Annotated in this window: 20 protein-coding genes; 12 read left to right on the top strand and 8 right to left on the bottom strand. The window is 74.6% G+C overall.

All coding sequences use genetic code 11. From position 1 onward, the window contains the following. Positions 1-12 precede the first annotated feature (12 nt). The 5 genes from ACPXCB_RS24165 to eccB form a co-directional block, all read right to left on the bottom strand. Positions 13-831, bottom strand: coding sequence for a hypothetical protein (locus ACPXCB_RS24165; protein WP_425877808.1), 819 nt, complete (start codon positions 829-831; stop codon positions 13-15). Between the two features lie 224 nt (positions 832-1055). Beyond that, a complete protein-coding gene (locus ACPXCB_RS24160; RefSeq protein ID WP_425877807.1) occupies positions 1056-1451 on the bottom strand; it encodes a hypothetical protein in 396 nt (131 codons plus the stop codon). A 189-nt stretch (positions 1452-1640) separates the two neighbouring features. Beyond that, positions 1641-2879: a WXG100 family type VII secretion target gene (locus tag ACPXCB_RS24155; protein WP_425877806.1), complete on the bottom strand. Its 1239-nt coding sequence runs from the start codon at positions 2877-2879 to the stop codon at positions 1641-1643. Further along, entirely contained in the window at positions 2872-3240 is a 369-nt protein-coding gene (locus tag ACPXCB_RS24150; RefSeq protein WP_425877805.1) for a hypothetical protein, read from the bottom strand. Before ACPXCB_RS24150 ends, ACPXCB_RS24155 begins: the two co-directional genes overlap by 8 nt. 134 nt (positions 3241-3374) lie before the next feature. After that, positions 3375-4931 carry a type VII secretion protein EccB gene (gene eccB / locus ACPXCB_RS24145; RefSeq protein ID WP_425877804.1) on the bottom strand — a complete coding sequence of 519 codons (1557 nt, stop codon included), beginning with the start codon at positions 4929-4931 and terminating at the stop codon, positions 3375-3377. Positions 4932-5082: 151 nt separating this feature from the next. On the opposite strand from eccB, the gene ACPXCB_RS24140 reads away from it, so the two are divergent. After that, a complete protein-coding gene (locus tag ACPXCB_RS24140) occupies positions 5083-6264 on the top strand; it encodes a type VII secretion protein EccE (protein ID WP_425877803.1) in 1182 nt (393 codons plus the stop codon). A 22-nt stretch (positions 6265-6286) separates the two neighbouring features. Here the strand turns inward: ACPXCB_RS24140 and eccD are convergent, their stop codons facing one another. Continuing rightward, positions 6287-7684, bottom strand: a complete 1398-nt coding sequence (gene eccD, locus ACPXCB_RS24135) for a type VII secretion integral membrane protein EccD (RefSeq protein WP_425877802.1) — start codon at positions 7682-7684, stop codon at positions 6287-6289. 169 nt (positions 7685-7853) lie between these two features. Between eccD and eccCa the strand changes: the two genes are divergently transcribed. The 10 genes from eccCa to ACPXCB_RS24085 all read left to right on the top strand — a co-directional run bounded on the left by eccCa (position 7854) and on the right by ACPXCB_RS24085 (position 18072). After that, positions 7854-11816 carry a type VII secretion protein EccCa gene (gene eccCa / locus ACPXCB_RS24130; protein ID WP_425877801.1) on the top strand — a complete coding sequence of 1321 codons (3963 nt, stop codon included), beginning with the start codon at positions 7854-7856 and terminating at the stop codon, positions 11814-11816. A 95-nt stretch (positions 11817-11911) separates the two neighbouring features. After that, positions 11912-12334 carry a YbaB/EbfC family nucleoid-associated protein gene (locus ACPXCB_RS24125; RefSeq protein ID WP_425877800.1) on the top strand — a complete coding sequence of 141 codons (423 nt, stop codon included), beginning with the start codon at positions 11912-11914 and terminating at the stop codon, positions 12332-12334. Positions 12335-12350: 16 nt separating this feature from the next. Next, entirely contained in the window at positions 12351-12644 is a 294-nt protein-coding gene (locus ACPXCB_RS24120) for a hypothetical protein (protein ID WP_121396953.1), read from the top strand. A gap of 31 nt (positions 12645-12675) precedes the next feature. Beyond that, positions 12676-13404 (top strand): hypothetical protein, encoded by a 729-nt coding sequence (locus ACPXCB_RS24115; RefSeq protein WP_425877799.1) that lies wholly within the window; start codon positions 12676-12678, stop codon positions 13402-13404. A gap of 27 nt (positions 13405-13431) precedes the next feature. Continuing rightward, positions 13432-13692 carry a hypothetical protein gene (locus ACPXCB_RS24110; RefSeq protein ID WP_425877798.1) on the top strand — a complete coding sequence of 87 codons (261 nt, stop codon included), beginning with the start codon at positions 13432-13434 and terminating at the stop codon, positions 13690-13692. Between the two features lie 168 nt (positions 13693-13860). Then, complete coding sequence (locus ACPXCB_RS24105; RefSeq protein WP_089002280.1) at positions 13861-14169, top strand: WXG100 family type VII secretion target; 309 nt, start codon at positions 13861-13863, stop codon at positions 14167-14169. 28 nt (positions 14170-14197) lie between these two features. After that, positions 14198-14476, top strand: coding sequence for a WXG100 family type VII secretion target (locus tag ACPXCB_RS24100; RefSeq protein ID WP_101413905.1), 279 nt, complete (start codon positions 14198-14200; stop codon positions 14474-14476). Positions 14477-14558: 82 nt separating this feature from the next. After that, entirely contained in the window at positions 14559-16118 is a 1560-nt protein-coding gene (locus ACPXCB_RS24095) for a S8 family serine peptidase (protein WP_425877797.1), read from the top strand. Positions 16119-16151: 33 nt separating this feature from the next. After that, positions 16152-16730: a hypothetical protein gene (locus ACPXCB_RS24090; protein ID WP_425877796.1), complete on the top strand. Its 579-nt coding sequence runs from the start codon at positions 16152-16154 to the stop codon at positions 16728-16730. A 16-nt stretch (positions 16731-16746) separates the two neighbouring features. Beyond that, complete coding sequence (locus ACPXCB_RS24085; protein ID WP_425877795.1) at positions 16747-18072, top strand: WXG100 family type VII secretion target; 1326 nt, start codon at positions 16747-16749, stop codon at positions 18070-18072. 87 nt (positions 18073-18159) lie between these two features. Here the strand turns inward: ACPXCB_RS24085 and mycP are convergent, their stop codons facing one another. Together mycP and ACPXCB_RS24075 are read right to left on the bottom strand one after the other, a co-directional pair. Then, positions 18160-19407, bottom strand: a complete 1248-nt coding sequence (gene mycP / locus ACPXCB_RS24080; protein ID WP_425877794.1) for a type VII secretion-associated serine protease mycosin — start codon at positions 19405-19407, stop codon at positions 18160-18162. Between the two features lie 54 nt (positions 19408-19461). Further along, positions 19462-19803, bottom strand: coding sequence for a helix-turn-helix transcriptional regulator (locus tag ACPXCB_RS24075; RefSeq protein WP_393171644.1), 342 nt, complete (start codon positions 19801-19803; stop codon positions 19462-19464). A gap of 211 nt (positions 19804-20014) precedes the next feature. Between ACPXCB_RS24075 and ACPXCB_RS24070 the strand changes: the two genes are divergently transcribed. Next, positions 20015-20767, top strand: a complete 753-nt coding sequence (locus ACPXCB_RS24070; RefSeq protein ID WP_425877793.1) for a carbonic anhydrase — start codon at positions 20015-20017, stop codon at positions 20765-20767. The last annotated feature ends 56 nt before the right edge of the window (positions 20768-20823 follow it).

The raw sequence follows: 20823 nt of genomic DNA, 5'->3' as shown, positions 1-20823 counted from the left end.
CGGCCATGCCGGTCAGTACGCGGGAACCGCCGCCCGGCCCCGGGCCACCGACGGCACCTCGCGGCCGGTCAGCGCCGGGAACTCCCGGGTCTGCTCCGCCACTGCGGCCCCCTCGACCAGCGGCAGCAGCGACTGCGACTCCTCGGGGCGGCGGTTGACCGCGGCGAAGGCCTCGTCCCGCAGGCTGCGCGCCGCCTCGGCCGCGTTCTCGGCCGCCCGCCACGCGGCCTGCTCCCGCTCCCGGGCCGCCCGCTGCCGGGCGAGCAGGTGGTCGCGTACCGCCCGGCGCAGCACCAGTTCCTGCTCGACCGGGTGCAGCCGGGGGTCCCACCCGTCGCGGTGCGCGAAGACGTCGCTGAGCTGTTCGACCGACAACTCCTTGCGCCAGTACGCGTCGAGGGCGGCCCGGTGCAGGAAGCGCTCGCGCTCGGCGTACTCGGCGGGCGTCCGGACGGTACGCGGAAGGGGCATCGCCTCGGTGACCGCCAGCCGGCGGACGTCCACCTCGGCGGCCTCGTACGCCTGCCAGGCCGCCTCGACCTCCTCCTGCGCGGTCAGCCACTCGGCCCGCAGGCGGGCGGCGGTGGTGCCGGCCCGTTCCGCGGCGACCGAGACCTCCCCCGCGTACCGGGAACGTTCGCGCTCCTCCTCGGCCCGTTCCAGCTCGCTCGGCATCGCGGCGCGCCGGATGCGGGAGCCGGCGTCGAAGCGGAGGCGGCCGGGACGCAGCACCAGGCCGGCCACGGTGACGGCGACGACCCCGAGCAGGCTCAGCCAGATCACGGCGGCCCGGGGCACGTCGAGCAGGACGGAGGAGAACACGTTTTCCATGGTCAGCACCTCGCGGTCGATCGAGGGAATCGACAGGGTCTGTGCCCGGCGTACGGGCGGGTGGGCATCGTGGGCGCGCGTGCGGGCGTACCGCGGCGGTGGCCGCTCCGGCGACGGACCGACGGGTGGCCGCCGGTGACGTGGCGGCCGGGGCCCGGGCGGACGCGCGTGCCGGCGGTCCGTCGCCGTCCGTCGCCCCGGATGCGGAGCCGGTAGCCGACGGTTCAGGCGGCGGGCGGACCGCGCCGGGCGGGGACGCCCCTGCCGGGGTCGTGGGCGGGGCCGTCCGGGCGGGCGACCGCCACGGCGGCGGTGTCGGCCGGAGTGTCGTCGCGCCGGACCGCCGGGGCGGCGACGCCGTCGACCTGCTCGGCCACCGGCTCGCGGCGCGACAGCGGTGGGGTGAGCCGGGCGCTCGCGACGGTCGGACCGGCGGCCGTGACGGCGGCCGGAACGGGGGCGGTGACGGCCGCCGGTCCGGCGGCGAACGGTGCCGGTGCGGCGGTCGCGCTGCCGAGGCCCACGGCGAGCACCAGCGCGGCGACCGCCAGCCGGGTCAGCTCACGCAGGGAGCGCAGCGTCACCGACCAGAACGGGTCGACGGACGCTACGGAGGGCACCCGTCCAACCTATCGTCCGGGCCGGGTCCGTGCAGCGCGCCGACGACCCGGGATCGGGTGACTGCCGCCACGATGTCCGAAAAGGATCGTCGGGCGGGTGTGACCGTGCCCGCCGGGACCGACGCCGCACGTGCGACGGCCCACCCGGTGGTACGCCCGCCGGGTGGGCCGTCGTCGTGCTGGTGCGCGTCAGCTGTCGGTGCCGAGCACGGGTGGAGCGGCGGCGGCGCCGTCGCCCCAGACCATGTCGTCCTCCGTCAGCCAGGTCAGCCGGCCGTCGGCGTCGTCGTCGTGCGTGCCCCGGGTGCCGCCCAGGACGCCGGGGCGGCCCGCCCCGCCGCGTCCCGTCCCGCTGGCCGCCCGGTCGCCGCCCTGTCGTGCCCCGTTGTCGAAGCGCCGGCCCATCCCGGTCGCGGACCGGTTGTCCGCCACCGGAGTGCCGCCGACGGACCGGACCGCCGAGGCCGGTGCGTTGCCGCTCGCGGCGAGGGCCCCGGTGCCGAGCACGCCGCCCGCCGGTCCGAACTGGAGGCCCGGCCCGCCGGCCGAGGCCGTCGAGGTGCCGCCCAGCCCGACGGGACCCGTCGTGGGGGGCGTGCCGGTCAGCACCGTGGCGCCGGCGAGGGAGGTGCCGGCCGGGACGCCGCCGGGAGCGCCGTCGGTCACGCCGCCGCCCGGCTGCCCGCCGCCGACGGCGCCCGGGACGAGCGTCCCGGTCGCGCCGCCACCCGGTCCGGAGCTCGGCCGGTCGGGGGCCGCGACGGTGGCGCCGCCGGGCTGCCCGGCGAGGCCGGAGGTGGTCGGCGTGGCCGTCGGCGTGCTGGCGCCCGGGCCGCTGCGCGGGGGCGTCGAATCGCGGCTGGTCGTGCCCGGGATGTCCGGGTGCGGTGGCGGCGGCGGGACGAGCCGGCCGTACGCCGAGAGGTCGTAGCCGGCGGCCAGCTCGGCCACCACGTTGACCATGCGCTGGTGGGCCTTCTCCTGCTCGGCCTTGTCCTGCTGGTGCCCCAGCAGCCCGCCGACCACGATGCCCGGCACGCCGAACACGGCGCCCTTGGCCGCGCCGGAGAGCGCCTGGTCGTGGTCGTCGGTCTCGGCCGGACTCTCCGCCTGCTCGCGGGCGGTGCGCAGCTCGCCGGACATCAGGGTCAGGCCCCGGCTCACGTCCGCCATGCCCTCGCCGAGCTTGTCGGCGTAGTCGGTGACGAGCGTCAACCGCCGCTGGAACTCCTGCGAGGCCGAGCCCGTCCAGGTGTTGGCGAGCTTGTCGAGGTCGCCGCTGAGCTCGCGGGACAGCCCGTCGAGCATGCCCTTGAGCGCCGTCCACTGCGCGGCGACGCCGTCGATCTGGCCCGGCTGGCCGGCCATCACGGCGTCGTAGAGCTGCTGGTGGCCGACGTGCTGGTAGCGCTGGGTGTATTCAGACACGCGGATCCTCCTTCCGCTTCAACGCGTCGTCCACCCCGTTCAGCGCGGCGGCGATGTCGGCGGAGTTGGCCGCGTTGCGCTCCTCGGCGGTGCGGTAGTTGGCCAGGATCGTCGCGGTGGCGCTCTGCGCGGCCTTCACCGCCGCACGCAGCCGGTCGACCTGGTCCACGTAGGACTGGTGGATCTCGGAGTAGCGGCGGGAGTTCTCGGTGGCGTCGGCGAACGAGCCCAGCGCCGGGGGCCGGCACTGCATCTCGGTGCTCAGCTTCCGCAACGCCCTCTCCGCCTCGGTCAGCCGGTTGGCCAACTTCTGGTGGAAGTCTTCCAGGGACAGCAGGTCGACTGTCGTGCGCCCGGTCATGGCAGCATCCCCGTACGTCATCGTCGATAACCGTTGGCAGCGCTCAGGTTAGTCGACCGGTGCGACGCGGGCGACCCGCTACCGGCGTCGATCCGTCACGCGCGGGTCCGGCTCCGCTCGCGGGTGGGCCGACCTCAGCCGTCCGCTCCCGGGCTGGCGGACGAGCCGTCCGGCGAAGCCGGCGCGTCCGACGCCGGTTGCCCGGAGGGCGTCACCGGCGTACCGGACCGCTCCGGCGCGGGGCTGCCCGTCGGCTTCGCCGCGCCGGCCGCCGGCTTCGCCGGGGCCGACGGCGCGGGGCCGGGCGCGAAGTGGGCGAGCGCGTCGTCCCGCGAGAGCGTCGGCCCCGTGGGCACGAGGGCCAGCAGCGACGCCGGTACGGCCAGCGGGGTGACCCCCTCGTAGCCGAGCGCCGACATGGCGCCGACGCCGAGCGGGTAGCGGACGCCCTGGGCGCTGATCAGATGGACGGTGGCGCCGGGGGCGGCCGTGCCGCTCTCGCCGGACCCGGGCGTGGCCTGCACGAGCACGCCCTTGCCGCCGGGCAGCAGCACGCCCTCGGCGGTACGCACGCCGTCGCGCGCGCTCTGCCGAACGGGCACCCCGCCGGGCGCGGCCAACTCCGCCGGCACCCGGTCGAAGACCTCCAGCGTGGTGGTGGGCGGCCCGCCGTCGGTGCCCGCCCGGTAGGTCGCGCAGACCGCCGTCCGGCCCGCGGTGACCGGGTGCAGCGCGGGCAGGGCCTGCGGCATCCCGGCCTCCTCCGCCCGCTGGTCGGTCAGCAGCTTGCCGGCCTGCGCCGGGGTGATGTCGGTGACCTGGCCGCCGTCGCGCAGCAGCAGCAGCGCGCTGATCTCGCCGATCGCGGAAAGACCCTCCCGGGTGAGCACGTAGTGCTGGCCCGCCGCCCGGAAGACCTGACCGACCTTGGCCGGGCGCTCGGTCAGGGTGCTGGCCTCGTCCTCGCCGGCGATCGTCGGCTGCCGCATGACCGGCCCGGCCGGCACGGCGTTGAGCAGCTGCTGCCCCACGGGCAGGCGGGGCGCGTTGGCCATCCGCAGCGCGGCGAGCGCGGAGTCGCCGCCCGTCACCTGCAACCGCCGGTCGCCGGTGAGCAGGTGCCGCTGGCCGTCGGCCTCCACCAGCACGGCCCGGTCGCCGAGCGGCGTACCACCGGGCAGCGGGCGGTCGATCACCACCCGGGTGCCGGAGCGGCGGGGATCGGCCGGGTCCGGGACGTCGCAGACGGACCAGGGCAGGCCCGTCAGGGACTTGCGGTCCGGCAGCGCGTCGGGGGCGCCGACGATGCCGACCGTACGGCCCCGGGGCCGGTCCCGGATCGACGCCTGGGACATCGTGCGGACCTGCGGGGCCGGCTCGTTGATGATCAGTCGGGCCGAGGCGTAGTTGAGGGTGGGGTGCAGCTGCCCGTCGACGAAGACGTACGTCGCCCCGGTCTCCCGCTCGATCACCAGGGTGTTCGGCTCCAGCGGTGCCGTGTTGCCGGTGAACTGCCCGTACGCGCCGACGCCACCGAGCACCACGGCTGCGGCGATGACGCTGCCGAAGACCGCCATGCCGAGCCGCCGCATCGGCAGGTTGCTGGTCTCCGGGTCGCCCGACAGCAGCGCCGAGACGATCCGGCGGGTGACGAAGCGGTACGCCTGCACCTGGTCGCGGCGGGTCCGCATGACTTACCTCCGGCGGGGGTGGGTCCGCGACGAGCAGGTCCGAGTCGGTGTCGCGGGCTTCCCTACGATAAGGGGCCGTCGACGGGTCACCGGGACCAGCGCCCGACCCGATCCGGCGGACGCTCCGCCGTCCAGAAAGGGACTGTCAGCGATGACGCAGGTTCAGGCGCCACCCGGTCGTCCGGCACCGCAGCCGTCCGGCGTCGCCCAGCGGCCGGTCGTCCCGGCCGACCGGCGCGACCGTGGTCGGATCGGGCCCGTGGCCGTGGGGCAGCTCGTGGTGCTGGAACTCTGCGCCCTGGCCGTCTGGGCGGCGCTGGGCGGGCCGGTCTGGCTGGCCCCCGCCGTCGGGGTGCTGTCGCTGGCGGTGGTGGGCGCGGCCTTCGCCCGCCGGGGTGGCCGCTGGTGGTACGAGGACCTGCTGCTGCGCCGGCGGCTGCGGCGGCGTCGGGAGGCGGCCCGGAGCGCCGTCGCGACGGGCGGCGGGACCGATCCCAGGCTGGCACCCCTGGCCCCGGAGCTGACTGTGACCGAGCTCACGGACCGCGGCACCCGCCTCGGCATCGGGCAGGACGCGCAGGGCTGGTTCGCGGCGGTGGCGTTGCAGGGCCACGCCGGGGCGCCCGCCGGATCCGTGGAGGCGTCGGTGCTGGACCGGGCGCTGCGCGTGCTCGCCGACTTCACCGGCCCGGTCACCCGCGCCCAGGTCGTCTCGCACACCCTGGTCTGGTACCCGGCGCCGGGAGCGCCACCCGCGGCCCACCGGACGGTCTGGCTGGCGCTGCGGCTCTCCGTACGCGACGCCCGCGTCGAGACCGTCAGCCGGGGCGGCGGCATGCCCGGCGTGCACCGCACGCTTTCCGCCGGCATCGGCCGGCTGGGCAAGGCGCTGACCGCGGCCGGGCTCGACCACCGCCCCCTCAGCCGCGACGAGCTGCGCGCGGCGGTGGTCTCGGCGGCCGGGCTGGACCTGGCGCCGGCGCCGCCGGCGGAGACCTGGACGGGCCTGCGCGGCGGCGGCTGGACCCAGCGTTGCCTGGTCCTGCGGCCCCGGGCCGACGCGCCGTTCGGCCCGCTGGTGGACGCGGTGACGGCGACGTCCGCCCCCTCGCACACCCTGGCCGTCGTGGTGCAGCCGGGCGGGCGCGTCGCCCCGCCGATGCTCCGGGTGGCGGCGCTCGACGACCACGTGGAGGGCCTGGTCAAGGCGGTACGGGAGGTGGCCCGCCGGTCCGGCGCCCCGGCCCGCCCCGTGGACGGCCAGCACGGCCCCGGCGTCTACGCCACCGCCCCGGCCGCCACCACGATCACGACCCTGCACCCGACCGAGTGACAACCGGGGCCGGGAGCGCGGGTCAGGGGCGGAGGTTGACGATCCAGCCGTAGAGGCCGACGACCCAGAAGGCCAGCGGGACCAGCGCGATGATCAGCATGATCTCCACGATGTCGAGCAGCCGGCCCCAGACCGGGGAGATCCGCTTGCCGGCCACGGTGAGCCCGTAGATCAGGCTCACCACGGCCGCGAGCACCAGGCCGCCGAGGATCAGGCCGAGGCGTACCGCCGTCGAGCCGTTGCCGAACGTGGCGGCGGCGGTCAGGCCGAGCCCGGCGGTGCCGGCGAACAGCACCGGGGTGCGCTGGGCGCGGCCCAGGAACGGCCGGGCCCGCAGCAGCGACAGCAGGGCCAGCACGAGGCAGAGCAGCACCGCCGGCAGGCTGCCGTGCAGCGCGAGCACGACCTGGGCGCCGAGCACCAGCAGCGACACCGTCCAGAGCAGGCCCGTCAGGAACCCGTCGGCCCGCTCGCTGAGCTGGAGGACCTGCCGGCCGTCCACCGACTCGGTGTCGCTCTTCAGGTCGTCGGGGCCGGTCGGGATGGACGGCACCGGCAGCCGGGCCAGCCGGTACGCCGCCATCGGCAGCGCCGGCACCGCGCCGAACGCGACCGCGGCGACGACGGCCGCGGCGGCCGTCGCGTCGGTGCCGAAGGCCAGGCTGACCAGTGCGCCGAGGCCGGTGCCCGCGCCGACGGCGACCGCGCCGAAGAAGAGCGGAAGCCGGTCGCCGACGGCCAGCGCGGCCACCGCCGCGCAGAGCACCACCGCCGTGGCGCCGAGGAGCACGTGCGGGGCGGCCAGCCCGGTCAGCGGACGGTCGCCGGCGAGCAGCAGCAGGCCGCCGACGCCCGCGTACGCCAGGCCGACGACCCCCAGCACCGACCCGGTCGCGCTGTCGGCGGCGGCCCGGGACAACACGGCCGCGGAGACCACCAGAGCGACCGCGACGACCAGCGCGGCCAGCGCGCCCGGCAGGTGCGGCGGCCCGGTGAACAGCGCCGCCAGCGCGCCGGCGCCGAGCGCCGCGGCGGCGAAGAGCACCGCGAAGGAACGGGTGGTGCCGACCTGCCAGGCGCCCGGGCGCTGGTTGGTGGCGGTGGCCACGGCGTCGACCACGTCGTCGAAGACGATCTCCGGCGCGGTGGCCGACCGGGGATTGAAGTAGAGCACCTCGCCGTCGCGGATGCCGAGCTGCGTGGCGGTCCGGCCGCCGTCCAGCGGCTGGCCGCCCAGCCGGGCCAGGCTCCAGCCGCCGTGCCGCACCCCCTCGTCGGCCAGGTCCTCACCCGCGTAACGGAGCAGGGTCGGCAGCAGGTCGGCGAGCGGTACGTCCGACGGCAGCGCGAGGTCCATCCGGGTGCGGGGCGCCACGATGGTGATCCGGCTCAGGCCGCCGGTCGCCGTCTTCGTCGCCACAGTGGCCTCCTCGCGCTCTTCTACGATCACCCCTGGCCGGCGGCGCCGACGCACGGGCTCCTGACGCCCACGGGAGATTACCTACGATGGCGGGCACGTACGATGCCCACCCGACGACTCCGGTCGCTCGCCGAACTTCATCAGGGCCGCTTCTGGGGAGGAGACAGCCGTGAGCACGGTGGTGTTCCGCCGGCTCCCGCGTCAGCCGGGGCCTGCGCTGCCGCGAGGCGAGGTGCTGCTGGAGTCGCCTCCGGAGCTGCCCGAGCCCACCCCGCGCGGGATGGGGCAGCTGCTGATGATCCTGCCGATGGTCTGCGGCGTGGGCGCCATGGCGTTCCTCTACGCCGGCCGGGGCGGCGGCACGATGACGTACATCGCCGGCGGTCTCTTCGGTGTCTCGATGCTGGGCATGGCGATCGGGTCGCTGAGCAACGGCAACAACGACAAGGCCGAACTCAACGCCGACCGGCGCGACTACATGCGCTACCTGGCCCAGATGCGCAAGCGCACCCGGCGCGCCGCCGAGCAGCAGCGGGCGGCGATGGCCTGGCGGCACCCGGAGCCCGACGCGCTCTGGTCGATCGCCGCCTCCCGCCGGCTGTGGGAGCGGCGGATCACCGAGGACGACTTCGGCGAGACCCGGATCGCCACCGGCCCGCAGCGCCTGGCCGTGGAGATCGTCCCGCCGGAAACCAAGCCGGTCGAGGACCTGGAGCCGATGAGCGCCATCGCGCTGCGTCGCTTCGTCCGCGCCCACTCGAGCGTGCCGGACCTGCCGACCGCGCTCTCCGTACGGGCGTTCAGCCGGGTGGTGCTGCGCGGCGACCGGGAGCCGGTGCTCGACCTGACGCGGGCCGCGCTCGGCCAGCTCGCCACCTTCCACGCCCCGGACGACATGGTCGTCGCGATCGTCGCCGCGCCCGACCGGCAGCCGTCCTGGGACTGGGTGAAGTGGCTGCCGCACAACCACCACAGCGCCCGGACCGACGCGGCGGGCGCCCGCCGGATGGTCTTCGCGAGCCTCGCCGAGGCCGAGGAGGCGCTCGCCGGCGAGCTGGCCGGCCGGCCCCGGTTCGCGCCGGAGGCGAAGCCGCTGACCAGCGCGGCGCACCTGGTCGTGGTGATCGACGGCGGCGAGGTCTCGGCGGCCTGCCAGCTCATGGGGCCGGGGCTGCTCGGCGCGACCGTGATCGACCTCTCCGGCACCGTGCCCCGGGACGCCGGCCGCTGGCTGCTCTGCCTCGACGTGGGCGACGGCAGCTCCCTCGAACTGGTCCGCGGCACCTCCTCGTCGCGGCTCGGCCGACCGGACCGGCTCACCGAGTCCGCCGCCGAGGGGCTGGCCCGGCAGATCGCCCCGTACCGGCTGTCGCAGCAGCAGACCACGTCGGAGGAGCCGCTGGCGAAGAGCATGGAGCTGCCGGACCTGCTCGGCGTCGGCGACGCCGCCGCGGTCGACGTGCAGCAGACCTGGCGCCCGCGCAGCCACCGCGACCGGCTGCGCATCCCGCTCGGCGTCGGGCCGGACGGCAACGTGGTCGAGCTGGACTTCAAGGAGTCCGCGCACGAGGGCATGGGCCCGCACGGCCTGATCATCGGCGCGACCGGCTCCGGCAAGAGCGAGCTGCTGCGCACGATCGTCGGCGCGCTGGCGGTGACGCACTCCTCCGAGGAACTCAACTTCGTCCTGGTCGACTTCAAGGGCGGCGCCACCTTCGCCTCGCTGGACGCGCTGCCGCACACCAGCGCCGTGATCACCAACCTGGCCGACGAGCTGCCGCTGGTCGACCGCATGAAGGACGCGCTGGCCGGCGAGATGACCCGCCGCCAGGAGGTGCTGCGGGCCGCCGGCAACTACGTCTCCCGCTACGACTACGAGAAGGCCCGGGCGGCCGGCGAGCCGCTGGACCCGATGCCCAGCCTGCTCATCATCTGCGACGAGTTCAGCGAGCTGCTCGCCGCGAAGCCCGACTTCATCGACCTCTTCGTGATGATCGGCCGGCTGGGCCGGTCGCTCGGCGTGCACCTGCTGCTGGCCAGCCAGCGGCTGGAGGAGGGCAAGCTGCGCGGCCTCGACACCCATCTGTCGTACCGGATCGGTCTGCGTACCTTCTCGGCGGTGGAGAGCCGGATCGTGCTCGGCGTGCCCGACGCGTACGAGCTGCCCAACGCCCCCGGCCACGGCTACCTGAAGACCGACACCAGCACCATGCTGCGGTTCCGCGCCGCGTACGTGTCCGGGCCGTACCGGGCCCCGGGGCAGGCCGCCGCGTCGTCGCGGGCGCTGGTGCAGCGCCGGATCGTCCGGTACGGGGTGGACTTCGTGCCGGTGCAGAACCCGACCCTGCCGGTGCCGGACGCGCCCGAGCCGGAGCAGCCCGCCGACGGCAAGGCCGTGGCGATGCTGGACGTGCTGATCGACCGGCTGAAGGGGCGGGGCCGCCCGGCGCACCAGGTCTGGCTGCCGCCGCTGGCGGAGCCGCCCGGCCTGGGCGAGCTGCTGCCGCCGCTGACCGTCGACCCGAGGTACGGCCTCTGCACCGCCTCGTGGCGCGGTCGCGGGCGGCTGGCCGCTCCGGTGGGCATCGTGGACCGGCCGTACGAGCAGCGCCGTGACCCGATGCTCGTGGACCTGGCCGGCGCGGGCGGCAACGTGGTGATCGTCGGCGCCTCGCTCAGCGGCAAGAGCACGATGCTGCGCTCCATGCTCGCCTCGCTCGCGCTCACCCACACGCCGCGCGAGGTGCAGTTCTTCTGCCTGGACTTCGGTGGTGGCGCGCTGCGCAGCCTGGACGGGCTGCCGCACACGGCCGGCGTGGCCGGGCGGCGGGACACCGAGGCGGTACGCCGTACGGTGGCCGAGGTGGTGGCCGTCCTGGACGAGCGGGAGAACCGGTTCGCCCAGCACGGCATCGACTCGGTGGCGAGCTACCGCCGGCGCCGGGCGGCCGGGGAGTTCGCCGACGACCCGTTCGGCGACGTCTTCCTCGTCGTCGACGGCTGGAACACCCTGCGCCAGGAGTACGAGGAGCTGGAGCAGACGATCACCACCCTGGCCAACCGTGGCCTGGGCTTCGGCGTACACGTGGTGCTGACCGCCGTGCGGTGGGCGGAGATCCGGATCAACATGCGGGACCTGCTCGGCACGAAGCTGGAGCTGCGTCTCGGTGACGCCAACGAGTCGGAGATCGACCGGCGGGCGGCGGCAAACGTCCCGACCGGCTCGCCCGGCCGCGGCCTGACCCGCGACAAGCTGCACTTCCTGACCGCCATCTCCCGGATCGACGGCCGGCGCGACATCGACGACCTGACCGAGGCGTCCATCGCCCTGTCCCGGCACGTCGCGGAGGCCTGGAAGGGCCAGCCGGCGCCGAAGGTACGGCTGCTGCCGCGCAGGCTGCACCTCAGCGAGCTGGCCCGGGTCGTGGACCGCTCGGCGCCGGGCCTGCCGATCGGTGTCAACGAGTCGGCGCTGGCCCCGGTCTACCTCGACCTCGCCAACGAGCCGCACCTGACGGTCTTCGGCGACGCCGAGTGCGGCAAGACCAACCTGCTGCGGCTGATCGCGCGGGGCATCACGGAGCGGTACACGCCGGCGCAGGCCCGGCTGGTCATCGCCGACTACCGGCGCGGGCTGCTCGGCGCGGTCGAGGGGGACCACCTGCTCGACTACGCGCCGTCGAACCAGGTGTTCGCGCAGGGGCTCGCCTCGATCCGCAGCGCGCTGTCCAACCGGCTGCCCGGCCCGGACGTCACCACCGCGCAGCTGCGCGACCGCAGCTGGTGGAAGGGGCCGGACCTCTACATCCTGGTCGACGACTACGACCTGGTCGCCTCGGGCGGGAACAATCCGCTCAGCGCGCTGCACGAGCTGCTGCCCCAGGCCCGCGACATCGGCCTGCACCTGATCGTCACCCGGCGCGCGGGTGGTGTGGCCCGGGCGCTCTACGAGCCGGTCCTGCAACGCCTGCGCGAGCTGGACCAGCCCGGCCTGCTGATGTCCGGCAACCGGGAGGAGGGCGCGGTCTTCGGCACGCTGCGGCCGAGCCCGCAGCCGCCCGGCCGGGGCACCCTGGTGCGCCGCCGTGACGGCCAGCAGCTCATCCAGACGGCCTGGTCGGAGCCGGCCTGAGGGCGCCCACCGATGCGGCGGTCGGTGGGACCGCCCCGGTGTGACGGCATCCGGTAGCCTGCGGCACGAGCGTCGCAGCCGACGAGAGGACCGTTTTGAGCACATCGTGGACGCCCGGCGGCATGGGCGGGGCCGGCCTGGAGGGCATCCTGCGGCAGGCGCAGGAGCAGCAGCGCCGGCTCGCGGACTTCCAGCGGCAGCGCGCCGAGCTGCGGGTCGTCGGGGAGAGCCCGGACGGCCTGGTCCGGGTCACCGTCGACGGCGACATGAAGGTCGGCGACATCGAGATCGACGCCCGGGCGATGCGGCTGGACAGCTTCAGCCTGGCCGAGTCGCTCCAGGCCGCCATCGACGCCGCCTACGACGCGCACGCCGAGCGGCAGCGCGAGCTGCTGGAGGAGATGCTCGGCGGTGCCGACCTGGTCCGGCGGGCCGAGGCGGGCAAGGTCACCCCCGAGGAGTGGTTCCAGCAGTTCGGGGTGGATCTGAACGACCCGCTGCGCCGGCTGCGCGGCTGACGAGAGGAGAGGGTCCGTGGCCAACGTCGTCGACGTCGACGCCATCCGCAAGGCCGGGCAGAAGCTCGCGGCCGCCGACGGCCCGATGGCCTACCTGCGCAACGCGCAGCGGGCGCTGGAGGGCGTCAAGCTGTCGGGCATGTCCATGACACTGCTCGGCCTGTCCGCCGTCAGCGCGCACAACGATGCCGTCGACGGTCACCTCGACAACCTGCGCACCGGCGTCGAGCACCTGGAGAGGGCCGCCGCCAACCTCGAACAGAGCGCGCTCAACTGGGAGAAGTCGGACCAGCCCTGGGTGGTCAAGTGACCTCGCGGGTGCGGGACGCAGGGAGGGCTCGATGCCGGAGATCCTGATCGCGAATTCCTCGGGCTCGGTGGTGGGGACGCACAGCGTCGCCGCGCAGACCGCGCCGGTCCGCTCGCTGGCCGGGGCGGCCCGGGCCAACTGGGTGTGGCTGGTCGGTGCCGCCTTCCTGACCGCCGCCATCATCCACCTCGAGACGTTCGACAACGACGAGGTCAACCAGTCCATCAAGGAGTGGGGCGACGCGGCCCGCTTCCTGGGCGGCGACCAGTTCGGCGCGACGCTGGAGAGCGTGATCCCGTCCAGCGAGGAGTGGGACTTCGACGACCGGGACGCGTTCGACGCCTTCGTGCAGAAGCTGAACGCCGAGATCGGGGCGCTCGCGGAGGCGCTCAACGCCAACAAGGAAGCGCTGACCGCCGTCCGCGACCACTTCAACGCCTCGATCGACGCCCTGGTCGGCGCGCTGGTGCCGATCCTCATCGCGGTCATCGCGGCCGTGGCCCTTCAGGCGTTCCCCGCGACCGCGCCGCTGGCGCAGGCGATCGGGGTGGCCGGCCTCACCGCCACCGCGGCGATCCTCGGGCTCATCTTCACGGACATCGGCGCGCTGTTCTCCACGGTGGCGTCGGCGTTCCGCGGTAACAGCCAGTATAACTTCGTTTCGGACTCCCGTCCGGGCTGGGCGACCGGCGACGCCGACCCCGACATCCAGGACATCAAGATCGACTGGGTGCAGGACCCGGGCTTCTACCGGGCCTGAGCGACCGGGCCGAGAGGTGGGTGCACCGTGTGGCAGAGCATGTTGTTCGGGTACGCGCTGGTGACCATCCCGGTCTTCATCGTCCTGGGGCTGGTCGCGCAGCTCACCCGGTCGCGCCTGGCCCGCAGGGCGATGGAACTCGTCCTGCTCAGCGGGGTGGCGGCATTCGCGCTGGCCCTCGGCACCCTCGCCGACGACGCGGTGCAGTGGGTACTCGTATCGATGCTCGTCCTTATTTTCGTGGTCGGAGTGGTGATGCACGTGCGCTCGTACTCCCGTTCCGCCTAGGTCAGGGGCAGCTCCGGCGGCGGTCGGGCGACCACTCGGGGCAGGGCTGCGGAGCATGGACACCGTCCGCTACGGTCTTGGCTGAGTGTCCGTCGGTGGGGTGATTGCCTTGCGGCGGGGGAGGACGCGGCGACTGCGCCGCCACAAGAAGACGGAAGGGTGTGAAGCATGGCGTTCGAGGTCGAAGCAGCGACTCTGCATACCGCCGCGGGTGACGTGCGCTCCACGCGCAGCGATGTCGACGGCGAGCTGAAGAAGCTGTGGAACGTGGTCGACGACCTGGCCATCGCCTGGAAGGGGCAGGCGTCCACCGGCTTCCAGTCGCTCATGCAGCGCTGGAACGAGGACACGGGCAAGCTGCTGACGGCGATGGACAACATCGCCGACCTGCTCGACAAGTCGGGTACGACGCACCAGGTCAACGACGAAGAGCAGCAGCAGATGCTGGACAAGTTCCACTCTGCACTCAACCCGTGATCCGCCGAGACGAGCAGAGGAGGAACTCATGAGCATCAAGGTCGACTACGCGGTCCTCGAGAGCAGCAACCAGCAGATGATGGCCATCTCGAAGACCATCGACGAGAAGCTGGACACGCTGCGTTCGATGCTGTCGAAGCTCCAGTGGGACGGCGAGGACCGTGCCGCCTACGAGCAGCACCAGGCGCAGTGGGACGCCGCCGTCCGGGACATCAACAAGATCCTGAACGACATCGGTGGCGCCGTGGGCATCGCCCGCGAGAACTACGTCAGCACCGAGATGAGCAACGCCAAGGCGTGGAACTGACACAGTCGCCGACGCGGCTCCGGTCCGGTTCGACCGGGCCGGAGCCGCGTCGCGTTGTGCGCCGATAGGTCCTGGGAGAATCATGCGTGCGGGCAAGCCTTCGCGGTCCAAGCTCCGGCTGGCCGTCGCGGCGCTGACGGTGGTCGTCGGCGCCGGCACTGGTCCACTGGCCGCGCCGGCCCCGGCCCGCGCCGACACGGTGCGCGGCCTCCAGTGGTACCTCGACACCCTGAAGATCCCGCAGGCCCACAAGCTCACCAAGGGCAGGGGCGTGACCGTCGCGGTCATCGACACCGGGGTCAACCCCAACCTGCCGGACCTGCGCGGTCAGGTCCTGCCGGGCAAGGGCATCGGTTCCGGGACGGCGGCCGACGGTCGCCGCGACGACGACGCCAGGAAGGCCCACGGTTCGGCGATGGCCGGGATCATCGCGTCCCGGGGCGGCGGCGCGATGCGGCACCTGGGCATCGCCCCGGAGGCGAAGATCCTGCCCGTCGCGATGGGCGACTCCTTCGATTCGGCAGACCTCTCGCAAGGCATCCGCTGGGCGGCCGACGCCGGCGCCGACGTGATCAACATGTCCGTCGGGACGGGCACGGCGGCGACCCCCGACGAGATCGCCGCCGTCCGGTACGCCCTGGACAAGGACGTCGTGCTGATCGCCTCGGCCGGCAACCGGCTGCAGAACGACCGCGTCGTCACCAGCCCCGCCAACATCCCCGGCGTCATCGCGGTGACCGGGCTGGCGAAGAACGGCGAGTTCTTCGCGCAGAGCGCCACCGGTCGGGAGGCCGTGCTCGCCGCGCCGATGCAGGAGATCATCTCTCCCCGGTCCGCGTCCGTGTCGTCCAACGGTTACGGCATCGGCAGCGGCACGAGCGACGCCGCCGCCATCACCTCCGGGGTGGCGGCGCTGGTCCGCGCCAAGTACCCGGACCTCGACGCGGCCAACGTGGTGAACCGGCTGATCCGCACCGCCCGCGACCTGGGCCCGGCCGGCCGCGACAGCCAGCACGGCTTCGGCGCGGTCGACCCGCTCGCCGCGCTGACGCGATCGGTGCCGGCGGTGGACGCGCACCCGCTGCTCGCCGGCACCCCGGACGGCGCCGCCCCGTCCGCGGGCGCGGCCACGCCGCAGAAGGACGACGGGCCGGCGGTGTCGATCAGCATGAAGAAGGACACCGGCGCACTGGTGCAGGGGGCGCTCTGCCTGCTCGTGCCCGTCGCGTTGCTGATCCTCGTGATCGTGCTGGTGCGCCGGTCCCGCCGGAAGACGGCCGTCGCCCGGCCCGGCCCGCCGGGATACCCGCCGCCCGGCGGCCCGCCCGGCTATCCGCCGCCCGGCTATCCGCCGCCCGGCTATCCGGCCCCGGGCTATTCGCCGCCCGGCTCGCAGGCCGGTCCGCCCGGGTACCCGCCGCCCCCCGGCCACCCGCCGTCCGGCGGCGCCCCGGGAGGGTCGCACGGCAACCCGCAGTTCGGTGCGCCCGGCTTTCCGCCGCCCGGCGGGGCACCGGGCACGCCCGCACCGCCCCAGGCGGGACCCCCGCCCGGGTACGGCCCGACGCCCACCGGCGGAACCCACCCGTACGGTGTGCCGCCGGCACCACCTCCGCCGACCCCCGGCGGACACCAGCAGTAAGCCACATTGTCAGTCGGCGACGGGGAGGAACCGATGACGGACGACCGGACGAGCCCACAGGTGGACAGGACGGACCAGCCGGACGAGATCCGGGTGGACACCCCGTACATGCCCATCACCCCGCTGGCACCCACCGTGCACGTCAGCGGCATCACGATGGACAACGTCAACCGGGCGCAGACCCCCTCCGGCCTGGTGCCGGGGTCGGGCGAGAGCGGCGACAACACGGAGTGGGACGCGTCCAGCCTGGACAAGGCCATCGAGTGGTTGGAGTCGCACGCCTCGTTTCTCAACAAGCAGTCGTACACGATGGTCGAGATCCAGGACCGGATGGGCGGCGTGGCGGCGTCGGGCGGCATGAACGTGGGGGGCGGGGCGACGAGCCCGCTCGGCGCCTTCGACCGGGCGGGCGACCTGGCCCGCAAGCACGGCAGCCTCTTCACCACCACGCAGCAGAGCGTCCGCAAGCTCGCCGAGGACCTCTACCAGGCCGCCAACGCGCTGCGCGAGGTCAAGGAGAACTACGAGACGGCGGAGAAGGCGAACGCCATGTCCGCCGCCGAGATGGAGCGCGCCTTCAGCCAAGCCGCCACCAACGGATCCAACGGCTGATCGGGAGGGTGACAGGATGCCGAGCTGGGAAGAGATGTGCCAGCAGATCGTCGTCGCGGGCAGGCCGGGCGACGTCACCAGCGCCGCCCTGGGCTGGGAGCAGCTGCTGAAGAACCTGAACTCCGTCAAGGAGAGCCTGGAGACGAACGTCGCCGATCTCGGTGAGGTGTGGAAGGGCCCGGCGTACGAGTCCTTCAAGACCCACATCAAGCAGATCGCCACGGACACGGGCCGGGTCGTCGACGACGCCGAGAAGCACAACGGCATCGTCCAGTCGCTGAAGACCGCCGCCGACAAGCTGAGCGCCGCGCAGGCCGAGTTCCCCATCCCCGCGAGCTGCGTCAACGACGTGCTGGAGGCGCGCAACGGCCGCATCGTGATTGACACGGGCCTCTTCGAGATGAAGGTCAAGCCCGACTTCCTGGGCCTGCTCGACCCGCTCACCTCGCTCGCCGACTGGCTCAACGACAAGTCCGACGAGGCGGCCAAGGTCTACAGCCAGGTCAGCGGCGAATACGTGACCATCGACTCGGGCACGCCCGGCCAGACCACGCCCGGCATGACCCAGTCGCCGAACGTGGAGACCCCCAACCTCGGCGCAGGCCCCGGTGCCGGCAGCACCGGCGGCGCGCCCAGCATGGGCGGGATGCCCTCGACCGGTGGCATGCCGGGCGGTGGCATGCCGTCGCTCAGCGGGGCCGGCGTGCCCGAGACCGGGACCACCGGGATCGGCTCCACCGCGCACCCCGGCCTGACCACCGGCGGCTACGACCCGAGCGGTGGTTACGACCCCAGCGGTGGCTACGACCCGAACACGGGCAGCCTCGCCGACGACTACGGCAGCGGTCTGGCCGGTGCCGGCGCCCCGACGGTTCCCGCGCTCGGCGGCGGTGGCGGTGGCGGCGGCCTGCCCGGCACCACCGGGCTCGGCGGCGGTGGCGGTGGCGGGCTGGGCGGCGGGGGCGTCATCCCGGGCGGCGGCTCGCTCGGCCGGCCGGTGAGCCCCAACATGGGCCCGATGATGGGCGGCGGCGCGGCCGGCGCCAATCGCGGTGGCGGCCGGGGCGCTGGTGGCAAGCTCGGCGCCGGCGGCAAGCTCGGTGCGGGTGGCATGGGCCCGATGATGGGCGGTGCGGCCGGTGGGGCCGGCCGTGGCGGCGGGCGCGCGGGTGCCGCCGGCGTGGGCGCCAAGGGCGTCGGTGCGGGCGCGCGGGGCGTCGGTGGCATGGCCGGCATGGGTGCCGGCTACGGCGAGGAGGAGACCCCTCGCAACACCTGGCTGGAGGAGGACGAGGACGTCTGGGGCGCGGACGGCGGCGGTACGCCGGGCATCCTGCGCTGACGGAGTCACGCCGAGCGCCGTCCACCGCACCGGTGGGCGGCGCTCGACGCTGTCCGGGCGGGAGCGGGGCGGTGCGGGAGAAGGGCGTCAGCCGGTCGTGGCGTCCGTTGCGGACGGGCGGCGGCCCGGGCGCCAGCCCCGGCGTCGCCCCCGGATCAGGATCGGCTTGACGGACAGCAGCAGCGCGGCGACGAGCGCGCCGACGGCGGCGGCCCAGACCGCGACGGTGCCCTGCCAGGCGAGCGGGTCCTCGGTGGAGGGCGGTGCCGGCATCGCGCCGGCCGGCGGGTCGGTACGGGTGCCGAGCACGGTCGCCACCGCGCGGTACGGATTCACCACCCCGTGGCCGACCTCGGCGTTCTTCCCCTCGGGCGGGCTGTCGGCCGTCCGGATCAGCCGGTCGGCGACCTGTTCCGGGTCGAGGTCGGGGTGGGCGGCCCGGACCAGCGCGGCCACTCCGGAGACGTACGCGGCGGCGAAGCTGGTGCCGCCCTGCGGCTCGGCGAGGAAGCCCTCGCCCCCGGGGGCCGGGCCGAGGATGTTCAGCCCGGGTGCCGCGAGGTCGACGTAGTCCCCGCTGACCGAGCTGCCCACGTGACCGCCTTCCTCGTCCACCCCGGCGACCGCGATCACCCCGGGGTAGGCGGCCGGGAACGCGGGCCTGTCCTGCTGGTTCTCCTGGCGGTTGCCGGCGGCGGCCACCACGACCACCCCCTCGTCGAGGGCGTAGCGGACGGCGTCGGCGAGATCCTGCCGGTCCAGGGTCACCAGCGACAGGTTGATCACGTCGGCGCCGTTCTGCACCGACCATCGGATCGCCTCGGCGATCTGCCCCGGCAGCCCCTCGTCGGCGGTGGTTTTGGTGTCGGGCAGGACGCGTACCGGGAGGATCCTGGCCTGCGGCGCGATGCCGCTGAACGACGCGCCGGTGCCCTCCTTCCCGGCGATGATGCCGCCGACGATGGTGCCGTGGCCGGCGAGGTCGCAGCGGCCCTGCTGCTGCGGCAGGCCGTTGAAGTCCCGGCCCGCCTTGACCTGGCCCTTCAGGGCGGGGTGGAGGGCGGAGACGCCGGAGTCGATGACCGCCACCGTGACGCCGGCGCCCCGGGAGATCCGCCAGGCCGACGAGGGTTCGAGTCTCCTCAGCGGCCACGGCGTCTCGGCGGGGGCGGCGACGCCGGGGGGCCCGCAGCGGGGGACCGCCGCCGAGGCGGGCGACGGGGCGATGACGGCGGTGCCGAGCAGGACCGCGGCCGCTCCACCGAGGACCGCGCGGGCACCGCGCCCGCCTCGGCGGGCCGGCCCGGTCCCGCCCGGTCGGAAACTCTCGTGCACGCGGTGAGATTACCGCCGGGGGCCGGAGCGGCGTGCCGCCGCCCGGACCCCTCGTCAGGAACGCTCGGTGGCCTCGGCCGGCTCCTGGTCGTCGGCGAAGAGGGCGAGGAGGGCGCCGACCTGCCGGTCCGCTTCGGCGGGGTGCCGGAACCGCCCGGCGGGGTTGAGCGTGTACTCGTTGCGTCGGCCCACCCGGGTGCGGTTCAGGTAGCCGCCGGCCTCCAGGTCGGCGACGATCGCCTGCGCGGCCCGCTCGGTGACGCCCACCTCGTCGGCGAGGTCGCGGAGCCGGGCGGTGGGGTTGCGGGCGATGGCGAGCAGCACGTGCCCATGGTTGGTGAGGAAGGTCCAGTTGCGGGTGCTCCCGTTCTCCCCTGTCGTCGCCATGCCCGCCATCGTATGGCCCCTGCTTCGTGTTTTCCTGCGCGCCCTCGCGGCCGACGGACGCGCGGAGGCCCGGCCGCCGTCGCGCCAGGGCCGCCGAACACATGAAATGCATATCACGCATCCCTTGACGTATCTTGCAGTGCGTGTGACGGTGGTGGCAGCCCGCGTCCAGCGTCGGCCCGGGTGACCAGGCCGTTCACGTGAGGTAGCGAGGTGTGGGATGAGTCGTCCCGGATCGCCAGGAACGCAACCCGGCCCGGAGCGGACGCTCCCGGTGCCGGCCACGGCCGGGGCCCCGGCCGACGTCGGCACCGCGTTCGCCGTCCCCACGAGTCCCAGGCAGGCGCTCGCCGAGCTGCACGCCGGCAACCGGCGGTTCGTGACCGGCGCCCCGCGCCACCCCAACCAGGACGCCGGGCACCGCGCCGCGGTCGCCGACGGGCAGCACCCCTTCGCGGTGATCGTCGGTTGTTCCGACTCCCGGCTCGCCGCCGAGATCATCTTCGACCGCGGCCTCGGTGACCTCTTCGTGGTCCGCACCGCCGGGCACACCATCGGTCCCGAGGTGCTGGGCAGCGTGGAGTACGCCGTCACGGTCCTGGGCACGCCGCTGGTGGTGGTGCTGGGGCACGACTCCTGCGGGGCCGTCCAGGCGGCGCGTACGGCGGACGCCACCGGCACCCCGCCGGTCGGGCACCTGTGCGCCGTGGTGGACGCCGTGGTGCCGAGCCTGCGCCGGGCCGCCGCCGAGGGCGTGGACGACATCGACGGGATCGTCGACATCCACATCGCGCACACCGTCGAGGCGATGCTGGGCCGCTCCGCCGTCCTCGCCGTGGAGGTGGCCGCCGGCCGCTGCGGGGTGGTCGGCATGTCGTACCGGCTGACCGCCGGCGAGGTGCGGACGGTGGCCGAGGTGCCCGCCCGTACGGCCGACGCGCCGGAGACGGCGGCCAGCGCCGCGCTCGCCTGAACAACCGCCCACCGCCCGCCCGTCACCGCCGTGGCGGGCGGGTCCGTACGACGAGA

The organism is Micromonospora sp. DT62, from assembly GCF_049847285.1.
GTDB classification, from domain to species: domain Bacteria; phylum Actinomycetota; class Actinomycetes; order Mycobacteriales; family Micromonosporaceae; genus Micromonospora; species Micromonospora reichwaldensis.
This window is presented reverse-complemented; position numbering and strand designations above follow the sequence as displayed.